The following is a 21,608-nucleotide window of genomic DNA, read 5'->3' as shown; positions in this document are numbered from 1 at the left end:
TCGCGAAGCAACCTGCCCTAATGTTGGGCGTGCGGCCGGATACAGAAATGGTCTAGGGTGTTCAGTGGAACATCCGTCTTCAACGGAAAGAGTTTTTCATGCGAATCGCGATGATCGGAACGGGCTATGTGGGACTGGTGTCCGGAGCCTGCTTTGCGGATTTCGGTCACGACGTCACCTGCGTCGACAAGGACGAGAAGAAGATCGCGGCGCTTCATCGCGGCGAGATTCCGATCTACGAGCCCGGCCTCGACGAACTGGTCGCGACCAATGTGAAGGCCAAGCGGCTCGACTTCACCACCGATTTGTCGAAGCCGGTCGCGGACGCCGATGCCGTCTTCATCGCGGTCGGCACGCCCTCGCGTCGCGGCGACGGTCACGCTGATCTGTCCTATGTCTACGCCGCCGCGCGCGAGATCGCGCAGTCGCTGTCGGGCTTCACCGTCGTCGTGACCAAGTCCACCGTCCCGGTCGGCACCGGCGACGAGGTCGAGCGCATCATCCGCGAGACCAACCCCGCGGCCGACGTCGTCGTCGCCTCCAACCCCGAATTCCTGCGCGAGGGCGCCGCGATCCGCGACTTCAAGTATCCCGATCGCGTCGTCGTCGGCACCTCCGACGAGCGCGGCCGCAAGGTGATGGGCGACATCTATCGCCCGCTGTCGCTGAACCAGGCGCCGCTGATGTTCACGGCGCGCCGCACCGCCGAGATGATCAAATACGCCGCGAACGCGTTCCTCGCGACCAAGATCACCTTCATCAACGAGATCGCCGATCTCTCGGAAAAGGTCGGCGCCAACGTGCAGGAAGTCGCGCGCGGCATCGGCCTCGACAACCGCATCGGCACCAAGTTCCTGCATGCCGGTCCTGGCTTCGGCGGCTCCTGCTTCCCGAAGGACACCAAGGCGCTGATCAAGATCGCGCAGGACTATGACGTGAGCTTGCGCATCGTCGAATCCGTGCTGGCCGTCAACGAGAACCGTAAGCGCGCGATGGCGCGCAAGGTCAGCCAGGCGCTCGGCGGCAGCTTGCGCGGCAAGACCATCGCCGTGCTCGGCCTCACCTTCAAGCCCGACACCGACGACATGCGTGATGCGCCGTCGATCCCGCTCGTCACCGGCCTGATCGACATGGGCGCGACGGTCAAGGCTTTCGATCCCGTCGGCATGGAGCAGGCCAAGGGCGAGCTGCCGCACATCACCTATTGCGAGGACGCCTATTCCTGCGCGCAAGGCGCCGATGCGCTCGTCATCGTCACCGAATGGGTGCAGTTCCGCGCGCTCGATCTCCACCGGCTGAAGGCGGCCATGACCCAGCCCATCGTGGTCGATCTCCGCAACATCTACCCGCCCGAAGAGATGCAAGCCGCGGGCTTCACCTACGAGAGCATCGGGCGATCGTCCCAGGCTTAAGCCAGTCGTTTGAAGTTCGGCTTCGCCCGCCTCATCCTGGGGCGGGCGAAATCGTTTCTGATGCGATATGATCAGGTCGCCGCGTTTGGCCTCGTTGCCGCGATGGAGATTGTCATGACCGACGACACGCATACGATCCGAAGTGGCGGGCTCACCGCGACCATCAAGGCACACGGCGCCGAGCTGTGCTCGTTGAAGGACGGCGGCGGTGTCGAATTTGTCTGGCAGGCGGAGCCGGCCTGGCCGCGCCACGCGCCGCTGCTGTTTCCGATCGTCGGGCGTCTCGCCAACGACGAAATGCGGCACCGGGGCAAGACCTACCGGATGACCCAGCACGGTTTTGCGCGCGACAGCCGGTTCGCGTGGGTAGAGCGCGGCGAGAACCGTTGCACGCTAGCGCTCGAAGACAGCGAGGCAACGCGCGCACTCTATCCGTTCGCATTTCGCCTGACGGCCACCTATGCGATCGACGCCGCCGGTCTCGATCTCTCGCTCACCGTCGCGAATACCGGCAAGGAGACATTGCCGGTGTCGCTCGGTGGCCATCCGGCCTTCAACTGGCCGCTTCAGCCTGGAATGTCGAAAGAGAGCTACGCGCTGACGTTCACGAACGAGGAGCCGTCTCCGGTTCGCCGTGTCGAGGGCGGACTCCTGCTTGCGGCAACGGATCCGAGCCCGGTCAGAGGCACCGTGCTTCCTTTGTCGGAATCCCTGTTCACCAATGACGCCGTCATCCTCGATCCCGTCAACAGCCATGCGGTCCGCTATGCGGCCGGGCAGGGGGCCGGGCCCTGGCTCAAAATGTCATGGCGCGGTTTTCGCGAGCTCGGCGTCTGGTCGAAACCGACCGGCGCGCCGTTCCTGTGCATCGAGCCCTGGCGCGGCTATGCCAGTCCCGTCGGTTTCGATGGCGAGTTCAGCGACAAGCCGGGGCTGATGCACATCGCACCCGGCGCGAACGAAGAACTGTCGTACCGGATCGAGGTCGGGTCGTCCTGAGGCGGCTCACGCGCCGGCGCTGCGGCCGTTCAGCAAAACGCCTGGTGCGGTGACGGGCTCCGCGCGCGTGGTCTTGGCCGTCGAAGCGGTCAGGCGATGCGCAAAATCCTGCGCGCGCCGCTCGACCAGATGCCAGGTCGCGCGCGCGACGAGATAGCTGAGCGCGGCGGTGACGGCATAGGCGATCAGCAGCGACACCAGTCCGTCCGCAAGCGGCCAGATCTGGCGCAGGCCGTAGATCACCGCGAAATGCGACAGGTACATCGAATAGGAGTTGCGGCCGAGCGCCTCGATCGGCCGGCAGCGGATCGCGAGGCGGATGCAACCGGCAACCAGCGCGCCGAGCACGAGGTTGATCATCAGGTAGTTGAATTCATGCGAGCCGGTCGCGCGGTCGGCGATGAAGGACAGCGCGATGAAGGCGGCGAAGATCGCGGCGTCCGACTTCGCAAAACCGTCGCGCAACGAGAAGAACAGCGCGCAGCCCACGAGGAAGGCCGGCAACTGGTTCAGGAAGCTGATGTGCAATGCGTTCCACACGAACGCTTCGTGGCCGGGCCCGTAATAGGCCGAGAACAGCGCGAACGCCCACGGCTTGAACAGGCAGACATTGACGAGATGCAGCACGATCGCGAGCGCTAGATAGAGATGGCGGCGCGATCCGAAGGCCGTGATCACGAAGGGGAAGACGAGATAGAACGTCATTTCCGCCGCGATCGACCAGTCGCCCGGCACGACGCTGTTGACGCTGTCCGGCCAGAAGCCGTGCAGGAAGGTCGCGGTCAGGATCACCTGGAGCGGCCCGACGCCGTTGGGCGCGTTGTAGCTGGGACCCGTGCCGTTGATGAGCAGGTAGAGCGGGATCGCGAGCCAGAACAGCGGCGCGATGCGCAGGAAGCGCCGGATGTAGAATTTGCGCGTCGGATCGGTTTCGGTGCGCTGCGTCCACATCAGGCACATCGTCATGGCGCTGACGAAGTAGAACACGTTGACGCCGGTCCAGCCGCACATGAAGGCGAAGTCGACGGCGTGGATCCTTGAAGGAAAAGATTGTGAGACGTGGATCGCCATCACGCCGACGATGGCGAGGCCGCGCAAGACGTCGAGCGTGTGCGAACGACCGAAAGGCGTTGCACCTTGCTCGGTTCGTTCGGCGGCCAACCGGGCCTGCCCCTGCATCACGCCTGCTCCGTGGTTTCGCATTTGCAAGCGGAGACCATAGAGGCGCGGCTGGCTGTTTCGAAGCCGAAGCCTTTCTTTACGTTAACCAGCGGTTGAGTCCGATGCCGAATGTACGGGATCGGCGGTGTCGAGGAGGCTGGTCGGCGCTCGCACGAGCCACGCGGCATGATGATGCGCGCGATGAGAATTGTGGGGCAATTCATACTTAATGCGCCAAGACCATGACCAATATTGTTCGGGCAGCACAACACGCCTAGTATTCCAGCAGGCAATTTCGGGGGCTCGAATAAGTCGTGAATGTTCGTTCACAGGACAGTGCGCTGCGCGACGACTTGAACTTTCAAGCCGCGCCACAAGCACGCAGGACATCCAACAACGTGGTTGATTCCGGACGTCAGGAATTGAGGCCTGCCGGCCGTGAGCGGCTGATCGTCGTCGAAGACGATCCCGTGACGCGGACGATGCTGGTCGGCTATTTCAACGAGAACAATTTCGACGTGGTCGGTGCCGGCTCCTGCGCGGAATGCCGCCAGGCGCTGCGCTCGCGCACCGATCTCGTCTTCCTCGACGTGCAGTTGCCTGACGGCGACGGCTTCGAGCTCGCCAAGGAGATCCAGGCGACCAGTAATGCCGGCATCATCTTCGTGACGCGCCGCGACACCGACGTCGATCGCATTCTCGGCCTCGAGATCGCCGGCGACCATTACGTCACCAAGCCGATCAATCTGCGCGACCTGCTGGCGCGCGCGCGCAGCGTGCTGCGGCGGCGCTCGATCGACCGCAAGGCGGCGCGCAACCACAACTCGATCGCCTTCGGCGACTGGATCATCGACCTGACCCGGCGCGAGCTGCTCGGCAGCGACGGCAAGCCGGTGGCGTTGACGCGCGCCGAGTTCGACCTGCTCGCGGCGCTGGTCGGCGCCGACGGCCGGCCGCTCAGCCGCGACTATCTGATCGAGGTCGTCAGCAACCGCCAGGCCGAGGTCGATATCCGCACGGTCGACGCGCTGGTGGCGCGGCTGCGCCGCAAGCTCGTCGGCAGCGGCACGCCCGTGATCGCGACCGTCACCGGCGTCGGCTACAAGCTCGCGCTCAGCGAGCGGCTCTAGTCGTTCCGGCCAGCTGGTCGTCGACCGCATACAGCGTGCAGGTCGGCGACCATTTCATGCAGGCGCTAAGCGAATCGCGCCGGGCGTCGTCGGCGGTCGTGCGGCCCGAACGCCAGCCGTAACCGCCGTTCGGCGACACCGCAAAAGCCTTGTGCGGCATGGTGCTGGCGAGATAGCGCGAGAATTCGGCGCGCGCGGCCTCGTTGAGCTGGCCCGGCGGCGGCAGCGGATCGGGAAGGCTCAGGATGTCATGGCCGAGCCCGCGCTCGCGCAGGAAGGCGTCGAGATAGGGCGTCCATTGCGGGCGGCCCACCACCGAATAGAGATAGTGGCCGTCGTCGCCGTAAGGCGGCGCCGCAGTGAATTTGGCGTGACCGCCATTGCCGCGAAACCCGTCATAGAGGCGGCGCGCGAGATCGGGACCGAAGAACGAATCATTGGCCGCATAGACCCACAGCATCGGCACGCGCGAGGTCTTGCCGAACGTGGCGAAGGCTTGCACCAGCCCATCCTCGTTGCAGACGTCGTCGTCATCGCGCGAGCCGCGGCCGCCGGCAAAGCTGATCGCGGCGACGAGACCACTCGGTGCCTGCGCGGTCAGCGCGACGGTGGCGAGCCCGCCGGCGGAATGGCCGGCCGCGATCATGCCCGATGTCGTGACGTCGGCCCTGCGCCCCATCGCATCGATCGCCGCGCGCAAATCCGCGACCGCAACCGCCGCCGCCGGCAGATAGGCGGCATTGGCGCAACCGCGGACGCTGTCGACGCGTCCGCCGGGCGAGGTGCCATAGCCGCGCCGCATCACGATCAGCGCGGCAAAGCCGCGCCGGGCATATTCGAGCGCGATCCCGTAATATTTGTGCGCCGACATCGTCGCGCGGTCGTCGAAACTGCGCGGCGAGCCGTGGCTCAGCAGCGCGAGCGGATAGCGCTTCGTTCCGGCCGGCCGGACCAGAAAGGCCTCCAGCCCCTGAGGCCCGGCCTCCGTCATCGGGATGCGCAGGTCTTCCGTGTAGAACTCCGCGGCCATCGCATTGGGCACGATGCCGGCCGTCGCAAGCCAGGCCATCAGTACAACCAAGAGCCTGTGAAACAGCGTCATGCCCCGACTCGAAAAAGCCCCGATCTCAAGGACCATAGCATGATCTCAGGAACGGCCAGCCCGCCGCGCGTGTTGTGCCCTTGGCGGGGCCCGGCCGATGCTATGGTATTTCACAAACTCTGCACGACAGGACGAGGATCTTTCAGTGGCTGATGTTCATCCCGCGGCGGGCAAGCTGGTCTCGCCGGACGCGCTCACCAACGTTCCGCGGCTGGTGACGGCCTATTTCGCCGGCAAGCCCGATGTCGGCGATCCCGCGCAGCGGGTGGCGTTCGGAACCTCCGGCCATCGCGGCACGTCGTTCAAGAACAGCTTCAACGAGGGCCATATCCTCGCGACCACGCAGGCCATTTGTGACTACAGGAAAGAAAAGGGCCTGACCGGCCCGCTCTTCATCGGCATCGACACCCATGCGCTGGCCGAGCCGGCGCTGGTCAGCGCCGTCGAGGTGTTCGCCGCCAACGGCGTCGACATCATGATCGACAAGGACGGCGGCTACAGCCCGACGCCTGTCATCTCGCACGCGATCCTGACCTACAACAAGGGCCGCACGAGCGGCCTTGCCGACGGCGTCGTCGTCACGCCCTCGCACAATCCCCCCGAGGACGGCGGCTACAAATACAATCCGCCGCATGGCGGCCCGGCCGACACCGACGCGACCTCCGTCGTCGAGAAGCGCGCCAACGCCTATCTCGCCGACGGCCTGAAGGAGGTGAAGCGCATCGACTACGACAAGGCGCGCAAATCCGCGAACGTGCACGCCTACGACTTCATCACGCCCTACGTCGCCGATCTCGGCAATGTCGTCGATCTCGATCTCGTCAAGTCCGCCGGAATCAATATCGGCATCGATCCGCTCGGCGGCGCCGCCGTGCATTACTGGCATCCGATCATCGAGCGCTACGGCCTGAAGGCCACCGTCGTGAACGAGGCGATCGATCCGACCTTCCGCTTCATGACCGTCGACTGGGACGGCAAGATCCGCATGGACTGCTCCTCGCCCTACGCGATGGCGAGCCTGATCGCGATGCGCGACCGCTTCGACGTCGCCTTTGCCAACGACACCGACGCAGACCGCCACGGCATCGTGACGCGCACCGGCGGCCTGATGAATCCGAACCATTACCTTGCGACCGCGATCTCCTATCTGTTCGCGAACCGCCCGAACTGGGGCAAGGATGCCGCGATCGGCAAGACCGTGGTGTCGAGCTCGATCATCGACCGCGTCGCGAAAAAACTCGGCCGGAAGCTGGTCGAGACCCCGGTCGGCTTCAAATGGTTCGTCGACGGCCTCCTCACGGGCGGCTTCGGCTTCGGCGGCGAGGAGAGTGCGGGGGCCTCGTTCCTGCGCCGCGACGGCGGGGTGTGGACCACCGACAAGGACGGCATCATCCTCGGCCTGCTCGCAGCCGAGATCATGGCCGAGACCGGCCGCGACCCCAGCCAGCTCTTCAACGACCTCACCGCGGAGCTCGGCGTGCCGCACTATGCGCGCATCGACGTCGCCGCCACCGCGCCCCAGAAGAACATCCTCAAGTCCGTCACGCCCGAGCAGCTCGGCCTGAAGGATCTCGCCGGCGATCCCGTCCGCGCCACCCTGAGCAAGGCGCCGGGCAACGGCCAGCCGTTCGGCGGCATCAAGGTCGAAACCGATTTCGGCTGGTTCGCCGCAAGGCCGTCAGGGACCGAGGACGTCTACAAGATCTACGCGGAGAGCTTCCGCAGCACCGAGCACCTGAGGCGGATTCAGGAAGAGGCCCAGGCGGGGTTGAAGAAGGTGTTCGGGGCGTAGGGCACCGAGCCCAGTACGACTCTTCGGTTGCTGCTTCGAGGAAGTGTTTTCCGCATTCTCCGGTGTCATCACCCGCGAAAGCGGGTGATCCAGTACGCCGCGGCGCGAGTTGCGTGGACCAATGACTGCCGCGGCGCACTGGATTCCCCGCTTTCGCGGGGGAATGAAAGCGGAATTAGTTCTGTATACATAACATCTCATATAGGTAATATATTACGGTATATTTTGCCCTTGAACGATTCCATCCCTTCGTTATTGTATACATAACGCATACATAAGCCTTGGGAGAGCGACCCGTGACAAAACCCTTCCCGATGAACGCCTGGTACGCCGCGGCCTGGGATGCTGACGTCAAGCCGGCGCTGTTGCCGCGGACGATCTGCGGCAAGCACGTCGTGATGTACCGTAAGGCCGATGGCTCGGTGGCCGCGCTGGAGGATGCCTGCTGGCACCGGCTGGTGCCGCTGTCCAAGGGCCGGCTGGAAGGCGACACCGTCGTCTGCGGCTATCACGGCCTGAAATACAATGCGCAGGGGCGCTGCACCTTCATGCCCTCGCAGGAGACCATCAATCCGTCGGCCTGCGTCCGCGCCTATCCCGTGGTCGAACGTCATCGCTACGTCTGGCTATGGATGGGCGACCCTGCGCTCGCCGATCCCGCGCTCGTCCCCGACATGCACTGGAATCACGATCCGGCCTGGGCGGGCGATGGCAAGACCATCCACGTCAATTGCGACTACCGCCTCGTGCTCGACAATCTCATGGACCTCACCCACGAGACTTTCGTGCACGGCTCCTCGATCGGCAACGATGCGGTCGCCGAGGCGCCGTTCGACGTCACCCATGGCGAGAAGACGGTGACGGTGACGCGCTGGATGCGCGGCATCGAGGCGCCCCCGTTCTGGGCCAAGCAGCTCGGCAAGCCCGGACTCGTCGACCGCTGGCAGATCATCCGCTTCGAAGCCCCGTGCACGATCGCGATCGATGTCGGCGTGGCGCCGACAGGCACCGGCGCGCCGGAAGGCGACCGCTCGCAGGGCGTCAACGGTTTCGTGCTCAACACCATCACGCCGGAGACCGAGAAGACCTGCCACTATTTCTGGGCGTTCGTCCGCAACTATCAGATCGGCGAGCAGCGCATCACCACCGAGATCCGCGAAGGCGTCTCCGGGATCTTCCACGAGGACGAGCTGATCCTCGAGGCGCAGCAGCGCGCCATGGACGAGAACCCCGACCGCATCTTCTACAACCTCAATATCGATGCCGGTGCGATGTGGACGCGCAAGCTGATCGACAGGATGGTGGCGAAGGAAAACCCGCCGCAGCAGCTCCAGGCCGCGGAGTAGGCCAGGTGAAAACAGCGCCCGAGCGAGAGGTCGACCGCTCCGTCTCGCAGACCGTGAAGGCGCAGCTCGCGCTGCGCGACCAGATCCTGTCGGGGAGCTTACGGCCCGGCGAGCGGATCTCCGAGCTCCAGGCGGTCGAGACGACCGGCGCCTCGCGCACCCCGGTGCGCATGGCGCTGGTGCGACTGGAGGAGGAAGGCCTGCTGGAGGCGATTCCCTCCGGCGGCTTCATGGTGAAGGCGTTTTCCGAGCGCGACATCTCCGATTCCATCGAGCTGCGCGGCACGCTCGAAGGGCTCGCTGCGCGCTTCGCGGCCGAGCGCGGCGTTTCCGCGCGCGAGCTCGAGCCGCTCAAGGAATGTCTCGCCGCGATCGACGAGCTCTTGCGCCAGGTGCCGATCTCGGTCGATGCCTTCTCCTCCTATGTCACGCTGAACGCGCGCTTCCACGCACTGCTCACCGAATTGTCACGCAGCCCGCCGCTGATCCGGCAGATCGACCGCGCTTCGGCGCTGCCGTTCGCCTCGCCAAGCGGCTTCGTGATGGCGCAATCGGCGCTGCCCGAGGCGCAACAGATTCTGATCATCGGGCAGGAGCACCATCGCGTCGTGATCGACGCCATCGAGAACCGCGAAGGCGCCCGCGCCGAAGCCGTGATGCGCGAGCACGCGCGCCTCGCGGTGCGAAACTTGCGGCTAGCGCTGCGCAACCGCACTCATCTCGACCTCTTGCCGGCGCTCGCGCTGATCAAGACCGCAACCGACTAGGGCAATTGCCATGCGCTTCATCGAAACCTGGATTCCGGCAACGCTCGTCGCGACGCGCGATCTTGCGCCGGGCATCCGCGAATTCCTGATCCTGCCGGATCAGTTCGACGGCACAGCCTATCCGGTCGGCAGCCACATCAATGTCAGCGTGACCATCGACGGCCTGCCGGAGACGCGATCCTATTCGCTGGTCGGCGAGGCGTCCCCGCGCGGTTTCAGGATCGCGGTGCGCCGCGCCGAGGATTCCCGCGGCGGCTCGCGCTATATGTGGCAGCTCGCGCCGGGCGCCCGGCTCGACATCACCCGGCCGGCTTCGCTCCTCGCGGTCGACTGGGCCCGCGAAAACTATTGCCTGATTGCCGGCGGCATCGGTATCACGCCGATCCTTGGCGCCGCACAGGCGCTGGCGCGTCGCGGCGCTGATGTCACGCTGCATTATGCCGTGCGCTCGCGAACCGATGCCGCCTATCTCGACGACCTCGCCAAAATGCTCGGTGAGCGCCTGGTCGTTCACGCGAGCGAGGAGGGCCGGCGGCTCGACCTCGATGCGCTGTTCGGATCATTGCCGCAAGGAGCGCTGGCGCTGTTCTGCGGCCCGATGCGGATGCTGGATGCCGCGCGCCACGCCTGGATCGGCGCCGGCCATCCGCTTCCCGATCTCCGCTACGAGACCTTCGGCTCCAGCGGCACGCTGCCGACCGAGACGTTTCGCGTGCGCCTGAAGGGGACCGATGTCGAGCTTGAAATCCCGCGCGAGCGCTCGATGCTTGATGTGCTCAATGCCAGCGGGCACGACGTGATGTACGATTGCAAGCGCGGCGAATGTGGCCTGTGCGCCATCGACGTGGTCGAGGTCGACGGCGAGATCGACCATCGCGACGTCTTCTTCAGCGATCACCAGAAGCAAAGCAACCAGAAGATCTGCGCCTGCGTCTCCCGCGCCCGCGGCACCATCACCGTGGACACGCTGCTGCGGGCGGATGCGGTCTGACCGGGCCTGGAAGACGTACTCGGAAAACGCGATCAGCCTGAGCGCATGCGCATCCGCTCTCCTCGCGGGAGCGGATAGGTGCAGTCGTCCTGGCGAGGCAGCTAAGGGCGGTGACGAAGCGGGCCTCGTTGCTGCGTCAATGGGCCGGCAAGAGCGCTTCGTGCGGTCCACCATTCATGATAGGATTGCCCTCGCAGTAAAAGTGTTCAGCCGGTCTTTGACAGCAAGGGTGGAGATTCTGCCATGAAATCCAATTCTGTCTCGCTGGCAGTCGATGCGTTCGCCACAGGGCGAGCTGACGCGCTGATTTTGATCGGCCGCATTCTCCTCGCGTGGGTATTCGTCGGAAGTGCGTATGGAGCAATATCCAACTTCAGCGGCTCTGTGGGTTATTTCAGGTCCCTGAACCTTCCGGCACCCGAGCTGTTCACGATGACGACCATCGTGCTGGAAGTATTGATATCCGTTGGTTTGATATTGGGCGTCGGTACGCGCTACTGCGCAATCCTGACGTTTATGTTCGTATTGGCGGCAACGGCTATTGCGCACCGCTACTGGGAGTATCCCGCGGGTGCGCAGCAGATCGGTCAATACAACCACTTCTTGAAGAATGTCTCGATCATGGGAGGCGCGATGTTGATCTTCGTCACCGGGGCGGGCCGGTTCAGTTTCGATCGAGCATCGTAGCCGGCATCACTTCAAGTCGGGCTTGAAAGCTTCCTCTATCGCGCGGCGGATGCTCTTTGAGTGCTGTTTCAGGGTCTTGCTCACGAGGGCGAAGAGAAGCATCAACCATGTCGCCAGCGCGGCACACCACAATACGACTTCCAATATCTCAGGCATGATGATGCCCCTTGAAAAACATCTACTCTGAAATGCGGCAAGTGTTGCTTAACGGGGCCGACACGGCAAGCCGTCTTGAGAGTGGTAGCGCGCCGAAACACTCGGAAAACGCTCTCAGAACGGCGGGCAGCTTTAGGTCAGCGAAGCAGACCAACCCTATGAGTGCGAAGACTGGCGCTGGATGCAGAACGTGCGGCGATCATTTGCAAAGGGCGGCTTGAAGAAGTTCTGCCCAGCGAGTCCCCGCTGGAAGCGGCCCCCCTCACATTTGCGAGTATTGCCCTACGCCGCGTAGGTCGCCCGCAGCTTCTTCGTGTTCAGCAGTGCCAGAACGCCATCGGCCGACACCGGCCGGCTGATCAAATAGCCCTGCGCTTCGTCGCAACCGAACTGGCGCAGAAATTCGAGCTGGTCGACGGTTTCGACGCCTTCGGCAACCACGCCGATGCGCAGGTCGCGCGCCAGCGAGATCACCGACTTCACGATTGCGGCGCAGTCGGGCTGCACCAGCATGTCGCGGATGAAGGACTGGTCGATCTTGATACGGCTGAACGGCAGCTTGCGCAGATAGGTGAGCGAGGAGAAACCGGTGCCGAAATCGTCCAGCGCCACCGTGATGCCGAGCTCGAGCAACGCGTTCAGGATCGACGCCGCGGAGCCGTATTTCGACAGCAGCATCGATTCCGTGATCTCGATCTCGAGCCGGTGCGGGGCGACCTTCGCGTCCGCGAGCGCCTGCACGATGGTCTGGAGAATGCCGGTGCTGTGAAACTGCGCGGCGGAGAAGTTCACGGCGACCCTGATGTCCTCCGGCCAGTCGGAAAGCGTCGCGCAGGCACGCCGGATCACCCATTCGCCGATCTCGTGGATCAGCCCGGTCTCCTCGGCGATCGGGATGAATTCGGTCGGCGGCACCAGTCCGCGCCGGGGATGCTGCCAGCGCAGCAGCGCCTCGAAGCCGGTGATGCGGTTCTCGCCGAGATCGAGGAACGGCTGGAACACCAGGAACAGCTCGTCCCTGGCGATGGCGCCTTCGAGGTCCGCTTGCAGCGCCTTGCGATCGCGTGACACCCTGTCATCAGCTTCCTCGAAGAAGCAGACCGTGCCGGGACCTGCCTTCTTGGCGCGATACAGCGCGGCGTCGGCGTTCTTCATGATGTCGAGCTGCGTGGTGCCGTCGCGCGGCGCCAGCACGATGCCGACGCTGGTCGCGCCGACGATCTGGCGGCCCTCGATCTGGAACGGTTCGTCGAAGGCCGCGACGAAGCGTTCGGCGATCTCGAGCGCATCCTCCGGCCGCGCCAGATTGGCCATCACCAGCGCGAACTCGTCGCCGCCAATTCGCGCGGCGTGCTCGGCGGCGCGCGTGCAGCGTTGCAGCCGGCTTGCGACCTGGACCAGGAATTCGTCGCCGGCGGGGTGGCCGAACTTGTCGTTGACCTCCTTGAAGCGGTCGAGGTCGAGCAGGAGCACCGCGAATTCCTCGCCGGACAGGGCCATCCGCCGCAGCGCGGCTTCGAGCGTCTCGTTGAAGGCGAAGCGGTTGGGCAACAATGTGAGGGGATCCTGCCGGACCGTGCGCTCGGCCTCGATCTGCCGGATCACGCGCCGCGCGAACGCGAATGAATTGACGAACACCGCGCGCAGCAGCACGCTGCCGTAAACCACCACCAGGATGGCCATCAGCACATAGGCGGGATCACCGTCGCGGCCGAGGCAGATGGCGATACCGACGAAGATGGGGCTCGTGAAGGCGATGGCCGCAATCGGGATCGTGGCGAAGGCCAGTGCGCCGCCGGCCAGCATTCCCGAGCAAAGGCAGGTGATGACGAGCTGGCCGCCGGTCGCGGCATTCGCGAAGAAGGCGACCGGGACGATGCCCCAGGCAACGCCGAGCACGAAGGCGTTGCGCACCAGCCGATGCATGGCCCGGCGCGAAACGAATTGCGGTTTCGTGATCCGGCGCGAGGCGTGGGATTGCAGGCCGAATGCAACCGCGGCGCCGGCCACGATCACGGCCCACGCCAGCGCAAGCTTCCAGTCCGGCGAATGCCACAGCGCGATGGCGAGTACGGCCGCGTTGCAGGCATTGGCCAGCATGATGCCGACGGAATAGCCGAGCACCAGTGACATCTGGTCGGCGCGGATATGTCCGGCGACGGCTTCGTCGGTTGCAGGACCGCCAAAGGCCGACAGATCGCCGGCGAACAGCCGCCCGAAATAGCTGGTCGTTTGAGTCCGCATTCCAGGGCCTAGCAGCATGGGCCGTTTGTCCGGCTCGATCGGGAGAATTCTCCGCAAACCTTTGACGAACTATGAATTATCCCTGGCTGCCACGGTCGGGGCGACCACTTCTGCGTGTTCCTCACGCAGTATCGATAACAAATCGATACAAATGCGGCGCCCCGCGTTACGGTTGTAACGGAAGCCGAGCGTCCGCCACTAACTCCGCTGTCATGCCCCGCGACCCGGCTCCGCCAAGGCTTCGCCGGGCCCGCAAGGGGACTCGGCCGGCGAAGCTTTAACGAGGACCGCAAGCCGGGCTATGACACCGGTGTTCGGCGCGGTCACGGCCCGAGTTGCTTCGGATCATAATAGAACCGCTCCTCGATCAACTGATCCCCCCGCCAGGTCTGCCACGCGATCTCATCCAACGTTCGGACCGCGCCATCGGCATTCGTGAAGCTGAAGTTCCAGCGGGTCGCGACGTGATCGCCCTCGATCAGGCTCGGCCCGATGCGGACGGCCCTGACCTCCCTGGATGCCGCCAGCACGCCGCGCTCCTTGGCGACGAGCTTGTCGCGGCCGACCGTCGGGGCGGCGTTGTTCTCGTAGGTCGCGGCATCGGGCGTGTAGTACTGCTCGATCGCTTCGACAAACTCCCCGTTCTCCAGCCGTTTGGCAAAGGCTTCGACGACGTCACGGCTCGGCATGGATCACCTCGCGATTAAAACCGACTGATAGTCGGTAAATACCGACCAGTAGTCGAAAAGTCAACTGGCCGGGTGCGACGAATTGGACTAGACGGGAGCCATGGCCAAGCAGGCGGAACGACGGGCAGCAACGACGGAGGCGATCCTGGCGGCGGCGCGCCGCCTCTTCGGGACGCAGGGGTTTGCCGCCACCACCATGGACGAGATCGCGGAAGGCGCCGGCATCGCCAAGGGCGCGGTCTATCATCACTTCAAGACCAAGGAGGCGGTGTTCGAGGCGGTGTTCGATGCTGTCTCGCGCGATCTCGTCACCGAGATCGACGGCACCGCGCGCGCCGAGAAGGACGTGCTCGCCGCGATGGTTGCCGGCACGCAGCATTACTTCGCGGCAACCGCCAAGGGCCCGACCGGCCAGATCATTTTGCGCGACGGCCCGGCCGTGCTCGGCTGGGAGCGCTGGCGTGAGATCGACGTCAAGCACTTTGGCGGCAAGCTCCCGCGTGCGATCGCGGCGGCGATGGAGGCCGGCCTGATCGCGCGGCAACCGGTCGAGCCGCTGGCGCGGCTGCTGCTCGGTGCGGTCACGGAGGCGGCGGTCGCCTGCGCCGGACGCGCGGATATCGCAAGGGCGGGCGCGGAATATGCCCGTGCGTTCAAGTCGCTGGTCGAGGCGCTGCGTCTGCGGGCATGATTATGCTAATCACGCAACTGGAAACGCCCACACCAACAAGAAGAACAGTAGCGCATGAACGCAACTTCCTCTCTCGCGCCGACCGATCCCGAGTTCGACTACATCATCGTCGGCGCCGGCTCCGCCGGCTGCGTGCTCGCCAACCGCCTGTCGGCGAGCGGTAAGCACAGCGTGCTGCTGCTCGAGGCCGGCCCAAAGGATTCCAACATCTGGATCCATGTGCCGCTCGGCTACGGAAAGCTGTTCAAGGAAAAGTCCGTCAACTGGATGTACCAGACCGAGCCGGAGCCCGAGCTGAAGGGACGGCAAGTGTTCCAGCCGCGTGGCAAGACGCTGGGTGGATCGAGCTCGATCAACGGTTTGCTTTATGTCCGCGGTCAGCACGAGGATTACGATCGCTGGCGCCAGCACGGCAACGCCGGCTGGGGCTATGACGACGTGCTGCCCTATTTCAAGAAGGCCGAGAACCAGACGCGCGGCGCCGATCAATATCACGGCAGCGGCGGCCCGCTGCCGGTCTCCAACATGGTCGTGACCGATCCGCTGTCGAAAGCCTTCATCGACGCCGCAGTCGAGACCGGTCTGCCGTACAATCCGGATTTCAACGGTGCCACGCAAGAAGGCGTCGGCCTGTTCCAGACCACCACGCGCAACGGCCGGCGCGCCTCCACCGCAGTGGCCTATCTCGGTCCCGCGAAGGCACGCGACAATCTCAAGGTCGAGACCGAGGCGCTCGGCCAGCGCGTGCTGTTCGAGGGCCGCCGCGCGGTCGGTGTCGAATACCGGCAGGGCGCAAATGTGCGTCGCGCGCGGGCGCGAAAAGAGGTCGTGCTCTCGAGCGGCGCGTACAACTCGCCGCAATTGCTCCAGCTCTCCGGCGTCGGGCCCGCCGATCTCCTGCGCAAGCACGGCATCGATGTCGTGCTCGACGCGCAGGGTGTCGGTCACGATCTCCAGGACCACATGCAGGTCCGCATCGTGATGCGTTGCTCGCAGAAGATCACGCTCAACGACACCGTCAATAATCCGTTCCGCCGCACGTTGGCCGGTGCGCGCTATGCGCTGTTCCGGAAGGGTTGGCTGACGATCGCAGCCGGCACGGCCGGCGCCTTCTTCAAGACCAATCCGCGGCTGGCCTCGCCCGATATCCAGGTGCACTTCCTGCCGTTCTCGACCGACAAGATGGGCGAGAGGCTGCATGATTTTTCCGGTTTCACGGCCTCGGTGTGCCAGCTCCGGCCCGAGAGCCGCGGGTCACTGCGCATCAAAAGCGCCGACCCGACCGTGCCGCCGGAAATCCGCATCAACTACATGTCGACCGAGACCGACCGCACCACCAACGTCGAAGGCATCAAGATCCTGCGCAAGATCTTGCATGCGCCGGCGCTGAAGCCGTTCGTGATCAGTGAGTACGATCCCGGGGCGAAGGTATCCACGGATGCCGAGATTCTGGATTATTGCCGCGAGCGTGGCAGCACCATCTACCATCCGACCTCGACCTGTCGTATGGGCAATGACGCGCTCGCAGTGGTGGACCAGCGGCTGAAGGTGAGGGGCCTTGAAGGTCTCCGCATCGTCGACGGTTCGATCATGCCGGACCTCGTGTCGGGGAATACCAACGCGCCGATCATCATGATCGCCGAAAAGGCCTCCGACATGATATTGGAGGACGCGCGATAAATATTGCGCTGAAAGGACATTCGACTTGGCTACGCGACTGAAGATCGGCACACGCAAGAGCGCGATGGCGCTGGCACAGACGGAAGAGATTGCGCGCCGCCTGACCGCCGCCATGCCCGATCTCGATGTCGAGATCGTCAAGTTCGACACCACGGGCGATCTCGACCAGACCAGCAAGCTGCTGCCGCATGGCGGCAAGGGCGGCGCCTTCGTGGCGCAGATCCGTGCTGCCGTGCTCTCCGGCGAATTGCATGCGGCGATGCATTCGCTGAAGGACATGCCCGGCAACGAGGACACGCCGGGCCTCGTCATCGGCGCTACGCTATCGCGCGATCCCCCGAGTGACGCACTGGTGCTGCGCGATGGCGTGACGCTGGAAGCGCTGCGCCAGTCGCGCGGCAAGGGTTTCAAGATCGGCACCAACGCCGTGCGTCGCGCCGCCTATGCGCGGCGGCTGTTTCCCGATGTCGAAGTGATCCACTTCCGCGGCGCCGCCGACACCCGCGTGCGAAAACTCGACAATGGCGACAAGCAGAAGTTGCCGGATGGTGGCGCTGTTGGTCCCGCCGATGCGCTGATCATGGCGCGTTCCGGCCTTGACCGCGTCGGCCTCTCTCACCGTATCGCCTATGAATTCTCAGCGGCGGAGATGCTGCCCGCGGCAGGGCAGGGTATTGTCGCCGTGGAATGTGCGGCTCAGGACTGGCAGACGCGGCAGATCCTGGCATCGATCGACGATCCCTCTGCGCGCGCTTCTGCCGATGCCGAGCGCGAGGTGCTGTGGGTGCTCAACGGCCATTGCAATTCGCCGGTGGCGGGTTTTTCGACCATCGCAGGCGATCAGATGTCGCTGACGGCGTCCGTGCTCGACCTCTCCGGCAACACCATCATCGAAGCCTCGCATACGGGCCCCGCCAACCGCCCGCGCGAGCTCGGCCGTGCGGTGGGACTGGATCTGCTGGGGAAGGGCGCCGCCGAGATCATCGAGCGCAGCCGGCCGCGCTGACATCTCCGCCGTCATTGCGAGCGCAGCGAAGCAATCCAGAGTCTCTCCGCGGCGACAGCCTGGATTGCCTCGCTGCGCTCGCAATGACGGGTGGGGTGAAGTGCCCCCGTCCAACTCGCCTCAGCGAGGTCTGGCTTTGCTCGAAGCAGCCAGTGGCGGGATGGTGCCACTTTGCCCCTGTTTTGCCCGACGGGTCAAGCAGAAGTTCGGATTACAAGAAATATCAAGGAAATCCAACGACTTCCCTACTGTGCATGGGGTTGTTTTCGCGTTTTTGTTTTCGTCCACCAGCGGTGGGACAAACTACCCCCGCACGCGCTTCAACATCTGCTCGACGTGGGCGATCGGCGTTTCCGGCTGGATGCCGTGACCGAGATTGAAGATGAAGCGCCCTTGCGCAAAGTTCGCCAGCACGTTGTCCACCGCGCGGTCGAGCGCAGCGCCGCCCGTGATCAGCACCAGCGGATCGAGATTGCCCTGCACCGCGACGCGGCTCTGCACGCGCTCGCGGATGAAGGCCGGCTCGGCGGTCCAGTCGATGCTGACGGCATTCACGCCGGTCGCTTCGACATAACCGGGCAGTTGTGCGCCGGCGCCGCGCGGAAAACCGATGATCTTCGCGTCGGGCACTTTTGCGCGCACGCCTTCGACGATGCGCCGGGTCGGCTCGACCGACCAGCGCGCGAACTCGGCCGGCGGCAGCACGCCGGCCCAGGTGTCGAAGATCTGCAACGCATCGGCACCGGCTGCGAGCTGCGCCAGCAGATATTCGATCGAGTTCTCCACGAGCACGTCGATGATTTTCGCAAACGCCTCCGGATGCCGGTAGGCCATCATCCGCGCCGGCGCCTGGTCGGGCGTGCCCTGGCCTGCGACCATGTAGGTCGCCACCGTCCACGGCGCCCCGCAGAAGCCGATCAGCGCGGTCCTGGGATCGAGCGCACCGCGCACGATTCTGAGCGCCTCGAACACCGGCTTGAGCTTGCTGAAATCGGCGTGCGCGGCGAGTGTCGCGACCTTCGCGGGATCGTCCAGCGGCTCCAGCCGCGGACCCTCGCCCACCTCGAACCGCACGGAACGGCCGAGCGCATAGGGGATCACCAGAATGTCGGAGAAGATGATCGCCGCGTCGAAGCCGAACCTGCGGATCGGTTGCAGCGTCACTTCGGCGGCGAGCTCCGGGTTGAAGCAGAGATCGAGGAAGCCGCCGGCCTTGGCCCGCACCTCGCGATATTCCGGCAGATAACGCCCGGCCTGCCGCATCATCCACATGGGCGGGGTGGCCTGGCGCTGGCCGGAGAGCACGTCGATGAAGGGCTTTGTCGCAGATTGGGGCACGGACGGTCCTATCAAGATTGAGGTTCCTGATACACCGCCGGAAGCCGGAGCGGAACAGTGGAACCAGCGCAAATGCGCCGCGTTGACCTCCCAATCGAGGAGGACTCCATGGCTGAGACATTCAATCCCGCGCCGCACGACAAGCACGCTGATGATCTTGGCAAGGCGCTTGCCGCTGATCGCCATACCAAGCTTGAAGCCGGGCTGGAGGACAGTTTCCCTGCGTCCGATCCGGTCAGCGCTGCGCAGCCGACACCGTCGAAGGCCGATGCGGACGCCGACAGTCCCTCGCTGTGGGACAAGGTTAAGTCGATCTTCAGCTAAGGCCGATGTTCGGCGAGCCCAGCGTCGCCGGTTTCCGATAGCGTCGCTAACGCATTGTTAGCGATCCAGCGACGCTCCATTCCGTAGGAGTACGGGAAAACCCGCATAACGCTGCGAATGTCGGCAGGCGTTTCAGGGTTCAATAACAGAAGCGGTGGAGGTTCCGGCGATCGGAGATTTTCTGCCGCATGACCGTCGCCTCACAAAGAGCCGGATGGAGCCGTCTGCCGTTGCGCGCGGCGGCGTTCGTCGTGCTCACTTGCGCGACCATCCTCGGCGTCAGCGGCTGGCGTGAATGGGCCGCGCGCGATGCCGTGCTCAAGGGCGCCGAGACCGAGATGGCGAATGTCGCGCGCTCGCTGACGCAGCATGCGGAGGACAGCCTCGACCTGCTGGATTCCGGCGTCGTCGGCGTCGTCAGCCGGCTGGAGATGGACGGCGCCGAGCCCGCCACGATTGCCAAGCTCAGGAACCTGCTGGAGGCGCGCAAGAAGGCGATGGAGCGCGTGCACAGCCTTGCCATCATCGACGACCAGGGCAATTGGCTGACCTCGCCCGGCACGATCGGCTCGACGCTCAGCGACGACGCTTTCTTCCGTCATCACCAGCTTTCACCGAAGCGCGAGCCCTATGTCGGCCACCCCGTTAAGAGCCTGCTCGACGGCGAATGGGTGGTCACTTTGTCGCGCCGCTTCAACAAGCTGGACGGCAGCTTTGGCGGCGTCGTGCTCGCGGCCATCAGCTCGAAATATCTTTCACACTTCTACGAGCAATTCGAGATCGGCCGTAACAGCTCCGTTGCGCTGATGTATGCCGACGGCCTGATCATCGCGCGCAACCCCGGCAACGATAAATTCGTCGGCCGCAGCGTCGCCGACACCCCGATGTTCCGCGACGCCAACCTGCAAAAATCGGCCGGCGCCTATCACTTCAAATCACCGCTGGATGGCGCCGAGCGCGTCAGCTTCTTCAAGCGCTCCGGCCGTTATCCACTCGTCCTGCTTGCCACGGTCGACAAGGCCGAGCTGCTGGCACCCTGGCGCGCCGCGGCGATCTCCCGCATGCTCTACGTGGTCGCGCTGGTCGTGCTGATCGCGGTCATCGGCGCGGTGCTGGTGCGGCAGTTGCAGCGGGGCCAGCGCATGGCCGCGGCCCTGGTCGAGAAGGAGGCGCATTTCCGCCTGCTCGCGGAAGGCTCCAGCGACATGGTGACCCGCATCGGGCTCGACGAGCGGCTGCGCTATGTCTCGCCCTCGTCGGCCCGCGTCGTCGGCTGGCGGCCCAATCAACTGATCGGAACGCCGGCGCTCGCCGGCATTCATGCGGATGATCGGCCGCAAGTCCAGGCGCTCGTCGATGCCATGAAGCGCGGCGAAAAGGACGAGGCGCGCGTCACCTATCGCAACGCGCACCGGCAAAACTCGGAAGTCTGGCTCGAATCGACCATGCGGGTGACGCGCAAGGAAAACGGCAGCGTCGACGGGGTGGTCGCGATCTCGCGCGATATCACCGAGCAGAAGAAGCTGGAGACCAGGCTCGAGACGCTCGCGATCGAGGACAGCCTCACCGGGCTCGCCAACCGCCGCCGCTTCGACGAACGGTTGAAGGAGGAATGGGCGCGCGCCTATCGCGAACGCTCCAGCCTCGCTTTGCTGATGATCGACGTCGACCACTTCAAGGCCTACAACGACGAATACGGCCACCCCGCAGGCGATGCCTGTCTGCGCGTGGTGGCGAAGGTCATCGCGGCCGAGATGCAGCGCGCCGGAGATCTGGCTGCGCGCTACGGCGGTGAGGAATTCGCCATGCTGCTGCCGAGCACCGATGCCGCCGGCTGCGCGCGGATCGGCGAGCGGATCCGCCGCGCGATCCGCGAGGCGGGCCTCGTCCACAGCACCAATCACGCGTCGGGCTGCGTCACCGCTTCGCTCGGCGGCGCGGCCTGCCGGCCCGCGCTGGAACGCACCGCCGGCGTGGGCTCGCTCGTCGAGGCCGCCGATCAGGCGCTCTATGCGGCGAAGCAGGGCGGGCGCGACCGCCTGATGATGTCGGTCGAGGTGGCGAGCCTGCTGCCGAAGGCGTCAGGGCTGTAG

At 64.9% G+C, this 21,608-nt stretch carries 19 protein-coding genes; 13 read left to right on the top strand and 6 right to left on the bottom strand.

Going from position 1 to position 21,608, the window contains the following annotated elements:
* The first annotated feature begins 98 nt into the window (after positions 1-98).
* Both BJ6T_RS35900 and BJ6T_RS35895 read left to right on the top strand, forming a co-directional pair.
* Entirely contained in the window at positions 99-1,412 is a 1,314-nt protein-coding gene (locus BJ6T_RS35900; protein ID WP_014497496.1) for a UDP-glucose dehydrogenase family protein, read from the top strand.
* A gap of 114 nt (positions 1,413-1,526) precedes the next feature.
* A complete protein-coding gene (locus tag BJ6T_RS35895; RefSeq protein ID WP_028170419.1) occupies positions 1,527-2,411 on the top strand; it encodes an aldose 1-epimerase family protein in 885 nt (294 codons plus the stop codon).
* A gap of 6 nt (positions 2,412-2,417) precedes the next feature.
* On the opposite strand, the gene BJ6T_RS35890 is transcribed toward BJ6T_RS35895, so the two are convergent.
* On the bottom strand, positions 2,418-3,590 hold the full coding sequence (locus BJ6T_RS35890; RefSeq protein ID WP_014497494.1) for an acyltransferase family protein: 1,173 nt from the start codon (positions 3,588-3,590) through the stop codon (positions 2,418-2,420).
* A 296-nt stretch (positions 3,591-3,886) separates the two neighbouring features.
* On the opposite strand from BJ6T_RS35890, the gene BJ6T_RS35885 reads away from it, so the two are divergent.
* A complete protein-coding gene (locus tag BJ6T_RS35885; protein WP_028170418.1) occupies positions 3,887-4,702 on the top strand; it encodes a response regulator transcription factor in 816 nt (271 codons plus the stop codon).
* Here the strand turns inward: BJ6T_RS35885 and BJ6T_RS35880 are convergent.
* The gene (locus tag BJ6T_RS35880; protein ID WP_014497492.1) at positions 4,686-5,804 is read right to left on the bottom strand and encodes an alpha/beta hydrolase family protein; all 1,119 of its coding nucleotides are present in this window, start codon (positions 5,802-5,804) and stop codon (positions 4,686-4,688) included. The genes BJ6T_RS35885 and BJ6T_RS35880 overlap by 17 nt on opposite strands.
* A 145-nt stretch (positions 5,805-5,949) precedes the next feature.
* Here BJ6T_RS35880 and pgm point away from each other — a divergent pair, with 145 nt between their 5' ends.
* From pgm to BJ6T_RS35855, 5 genes are all read left to right on the top strand, one after another.
* Positions 5,950-7,596 carry a phosphoglucomutase (alpha-D-glucose-1,6-bisphosphate-dependent) gene (gene pgm, locus BJ6T_RS35875; RefSeq protein ID WP_014497491.1) on the top strand — a complete coding sequence of 549 codons (1,647 nt, stop codon included), beginning with the start codon at positions 5,950-5,952 and terminating at the stop codon, positions 7,594-7,596.
* A gap of 296 nt (positions 7,597-7,892) precedes the next feature.
* Complete coding sequence (locus BJ6T_RS35870; protein ID WP_014497490.1) at positions 7,893-8,942, top strand: aromatic ring-hydroxylating dioxygenase subunit alpha; 1,050 nt, start codon at positions 7,893-7,895, stop codon at positions 8,940-8,942.
* A gap of 5 nt (positions 8,943-8,947) precedes the next feature.
* On the top strand, positions 8,948-9,709 hold the full coding sequence (locus tag BJ6T_RS35865; protein WP_014497489.1) for a GntR family transcriptional regulator: 762 nt from the start codon (positions 8,948-8,950) through the stop codon (positions 9,707-9,709).
* A 10-nt stretch (positions 9,710-9,719) separates the two neighbouring features.
* Positions 9,720-10,700 (top strand): PDR/VanB family oxidoreductase, encoded by a 981-nt coding sequence (locus BJ6T_RS35860; protein WP_014497488.1) that lies wholly within the window; start codon positions 9,720-9,722, stop codon positions 10,698-10,700.
* A 243-nt stretch (positions 10,701-10,943) separates the two neighbouring features.
* The gene (locus BJ6T_RS35855) at positions 10,944-11,387 is read left to right on the top strand and encodes a DoxX family protein (protein WP_014497487.1); all 444 of its coding nucleotides are present in this window, start codon (positions 10,944-10,946) and stop codon (positions 11,385-11,387) included.
* A 6-nt stretch (positions 11,388-11,393) separates the two neighbouring features.
* On the opposite strand, the gene BJ6T_RS47645 is transcribed toward BJ6T_RS35855, so the two are convergent.
* The 3 genes from BJ6T_RS47645 to BJ6T_RS35845 all read right to left on the bottom strand — a co-directional run bounded on the left by BJ6T_RS47645 (position 11,394) and on the right by BJ6T_RS35845 (position 14,476).
* Positions 11,394-11,543 carry a hypothetical protein gene (locus BJ6T_RS47645; protein WP_167541712.1) on the bottom strand — a complete coding sequence of 50 codons (150 nt, stop codon included), beginning with the start codon at positions 11,541-11,543 and terminating at the stop codon, positions 11,394-11,396.
* Between the two features lie 282 nt (positions 11,544-11,825).
* Complete coding sequence (locus tag BJ6T_RS35850; RefSeq protein WP_014497486.1) at positions 11,826-13,787, bottom strand: putative bifunctional diguanylate cyclase/phosphodiesterase; 1,962 nt, start codon at positions 13,785-13,787, stop codon at positions 11,826-11,828.
* A 323-nt stretch (positions 13,788-14,110) separates the two neighbouring features.
* On the bottom strand, positions 14,111-14,476 hold the full coding sequence (locus BJ6T_RS35845; RefSeq protein WP_014497485.1) for a nuclear transport factor 2 family protein: 366 nt from the start codon (positions 14,474-14,476) through the stop codon (positions 14,111-14,113).
* Positions 14,477-14,576: 100 nt separating this feature from the next.
* Here BJ6T_RS35845 and BJ6T_RS35840 point away from each other — a divergent pair, with 100 nt between their 5' ends.
* The 3 genes from BJ6T_RS35840 to hemC are packed head-to-tail and all read left to right on the top strand — an operon-like array spanning position 14,577 to position 17,853.
* Complete coding sequence (locus tag BJ6T_RS35840; protein ID WP_014497484.1) at positions 14,577-15,167, top strand: TetR/AcrR family transcriptional regulator; 591 nt, start codon at positions 14,577-14,579, stop codon at positions 15,165-15,167.
* Between the two features lie 54 nt (positions 15,168-15,221).
* Positions 15,222-16,847: a GMC family oxidoreductase gene (locus tag BJ6T_RS35835; protein WP_014497483.1), complete on the top strand. Its 1,626-nt coding sequence runs from the start codon at positions 15,222-15,224 to the stop codon at positions 16,845-16,847.
* A gap of 25 nt (positions 16,848-16,872) precedes the next feature.
* Positions 16,873-17,853 carry a hydroxymethylbilane synthase gene (gene hemC / locus BJ6T_RS35830; RefSeq protein ID WP_014497482.1) on the top strand — a complete coding sequence of 327 codons (981 nt, stop codon included), beginning with the start codon at positions 16,873-16,875 and terminating at the stop codon, positions 17,851-17,853.
* Between the two features lie 303 nt (positions 17,854-18,156).
* Here the strand turns inward: hemC and hemE are convergent, their stop codons facing one another.
* On the bottom strand, positions 18,157-19,191 hold the full coding sequence (gene hemE / locus BJ6T_RS35825; RefSeq protein WP_014497481.1) for a uroporphyrinogen decarboxylase: 1,035 nt from the start codon (positions 19,189-19,191) through the stop codon (positions 18,157-18,159).
* A 108-nt stretch (positions 19,192-19,299) separates the two neighbouring features.
* Between hemE and BJ6T_RS35820 the strand changes: the two genes are divergently transcribed.
* Positions 19,300-19,515, top strand: a complete 216-nt coding sequence (locus BJ6T_RS35820) for a hypothetical protein (protein ID WP_014497480.1) — start codon at positions 19,300-19,302, stop codon at positions 19,513-19,515.
* 188 nt (positions 19,516-19,703) lie between these two features.
* The gene (locus BJ6T_RS35815; RefSeq protein ID WP_014497479.1) at positions 19,704-21,608 is read left to right on the top strand and encodes a sensor domain-containing diguanylate cyclase; all 1,905 of its coding nucleotides are present in this window, start codon (positions 19,704-19,706) and stop codon (positions 21,606-21,608) included.

It is taken from the genome of Bradyrhizobium japonicum USDA 6, assembly GCF_000284375.1.
GTDB lineage: Bacteria > Pseudomonadota > Alphaproteobacteria > Rhizobiales > Xanthobacteraceae > Bradyrhizobium > Bradyrhizobium japonicum.
Note: the sequence above shows the minus strand (reverse complement) of the source record. Positions and strands in the feature narration are given on the sequence as shown.

Coding starts and splice junctions, on each gene's coding strand:
- BJ6T_RS35900 (WP_014497496.1), top strand. CDS start 99: ATGCGAATCGCGATGATCGGAACGGGCTATGTGGGACTGGTGTCCGGA.
- BJ6T_RS35895 (WP_028170419.1), top strand. CDS start 1,527: ATGACCGACGACACGCATACGATCCGAAGTGGCGGGCTCACCGCGACC.
- BJ6T_RS35890 (WP_014497494.1), bottom strand. CDS start 3,590: ATGCAGGGGCAGGCCCGGTTGGCCGCCGAACGAACCGAGCAAGGTGCA.
- BJ6T_RS35880 (WP_014497492.1), bottom strand. CDS start 5,804: ATGACGCTGTTTCACAGGCTCTTGGTTGTACTGATGGCCTGGCTTGCG.
- BJ6T_RS35860 (WP_014497488.1), top strand. CDS start 9,720: ATGCGCTTCATCGAAACCTGGATTCCGGCAACGCTCGTCGCGACGCGC.
- BJ6T_RS35855 (WP_014497487.1), top strand. CDS start 10,944: ATGAAATCCAATTCTGTCTCGCTGGCAGTCGATGCGTTCGCCACAGGG.
- BJ6T_RS47645 (WP_167541712.1), bottom strand. CDS start 11,543: ATGCCTGAGATATTGGAAGTCGTATTGTGGTGTGCCGCGCTGGCGACA.
- BJ6T_RS35850 (WP_014497486.1), bottom strand. CDS start 13,787: ATGCGGACTCAAACGACCAGCTATTTCGGGCGGCTGTTCGCCGGCGAT.
- BJ6T_RS35845 (WP_014497485.1), bottom strand. CDS start 14,476: ATGCCGAGCCGTGACGTCGTCGAAGCCTTTGCCAAACGGCTGGAGAAC.
- BJ6T_RS35840 (WP_014497484.1), top strand. CDS start 14,577: ATGGCCAAGCAGGCGGAACGACGGGCAGCAACGACGGAGGCGATCCTG.
- BJ6T_RS35835 (WP_014497483.1), top strand. CDS start 15,222: ATGAACGCAACTTCCTCTCTCGCGCCGACCGATCCCGAGTTCGACTAC.
- BJ6T_RS35820 (WP_014497480.1), top strand. CDS start 19,300: ATGGCTGAGACATTCAATCCCGCGCCGCACGACAAGCACGCTGATGAT.
- BJ6T_RS35815 (WP_014497479.1), top strand. CDS start 19,704: ATGACCGTCGCCTCACAAAGAGCCGGATGGAGCCGTCTGCCGTTGCGC.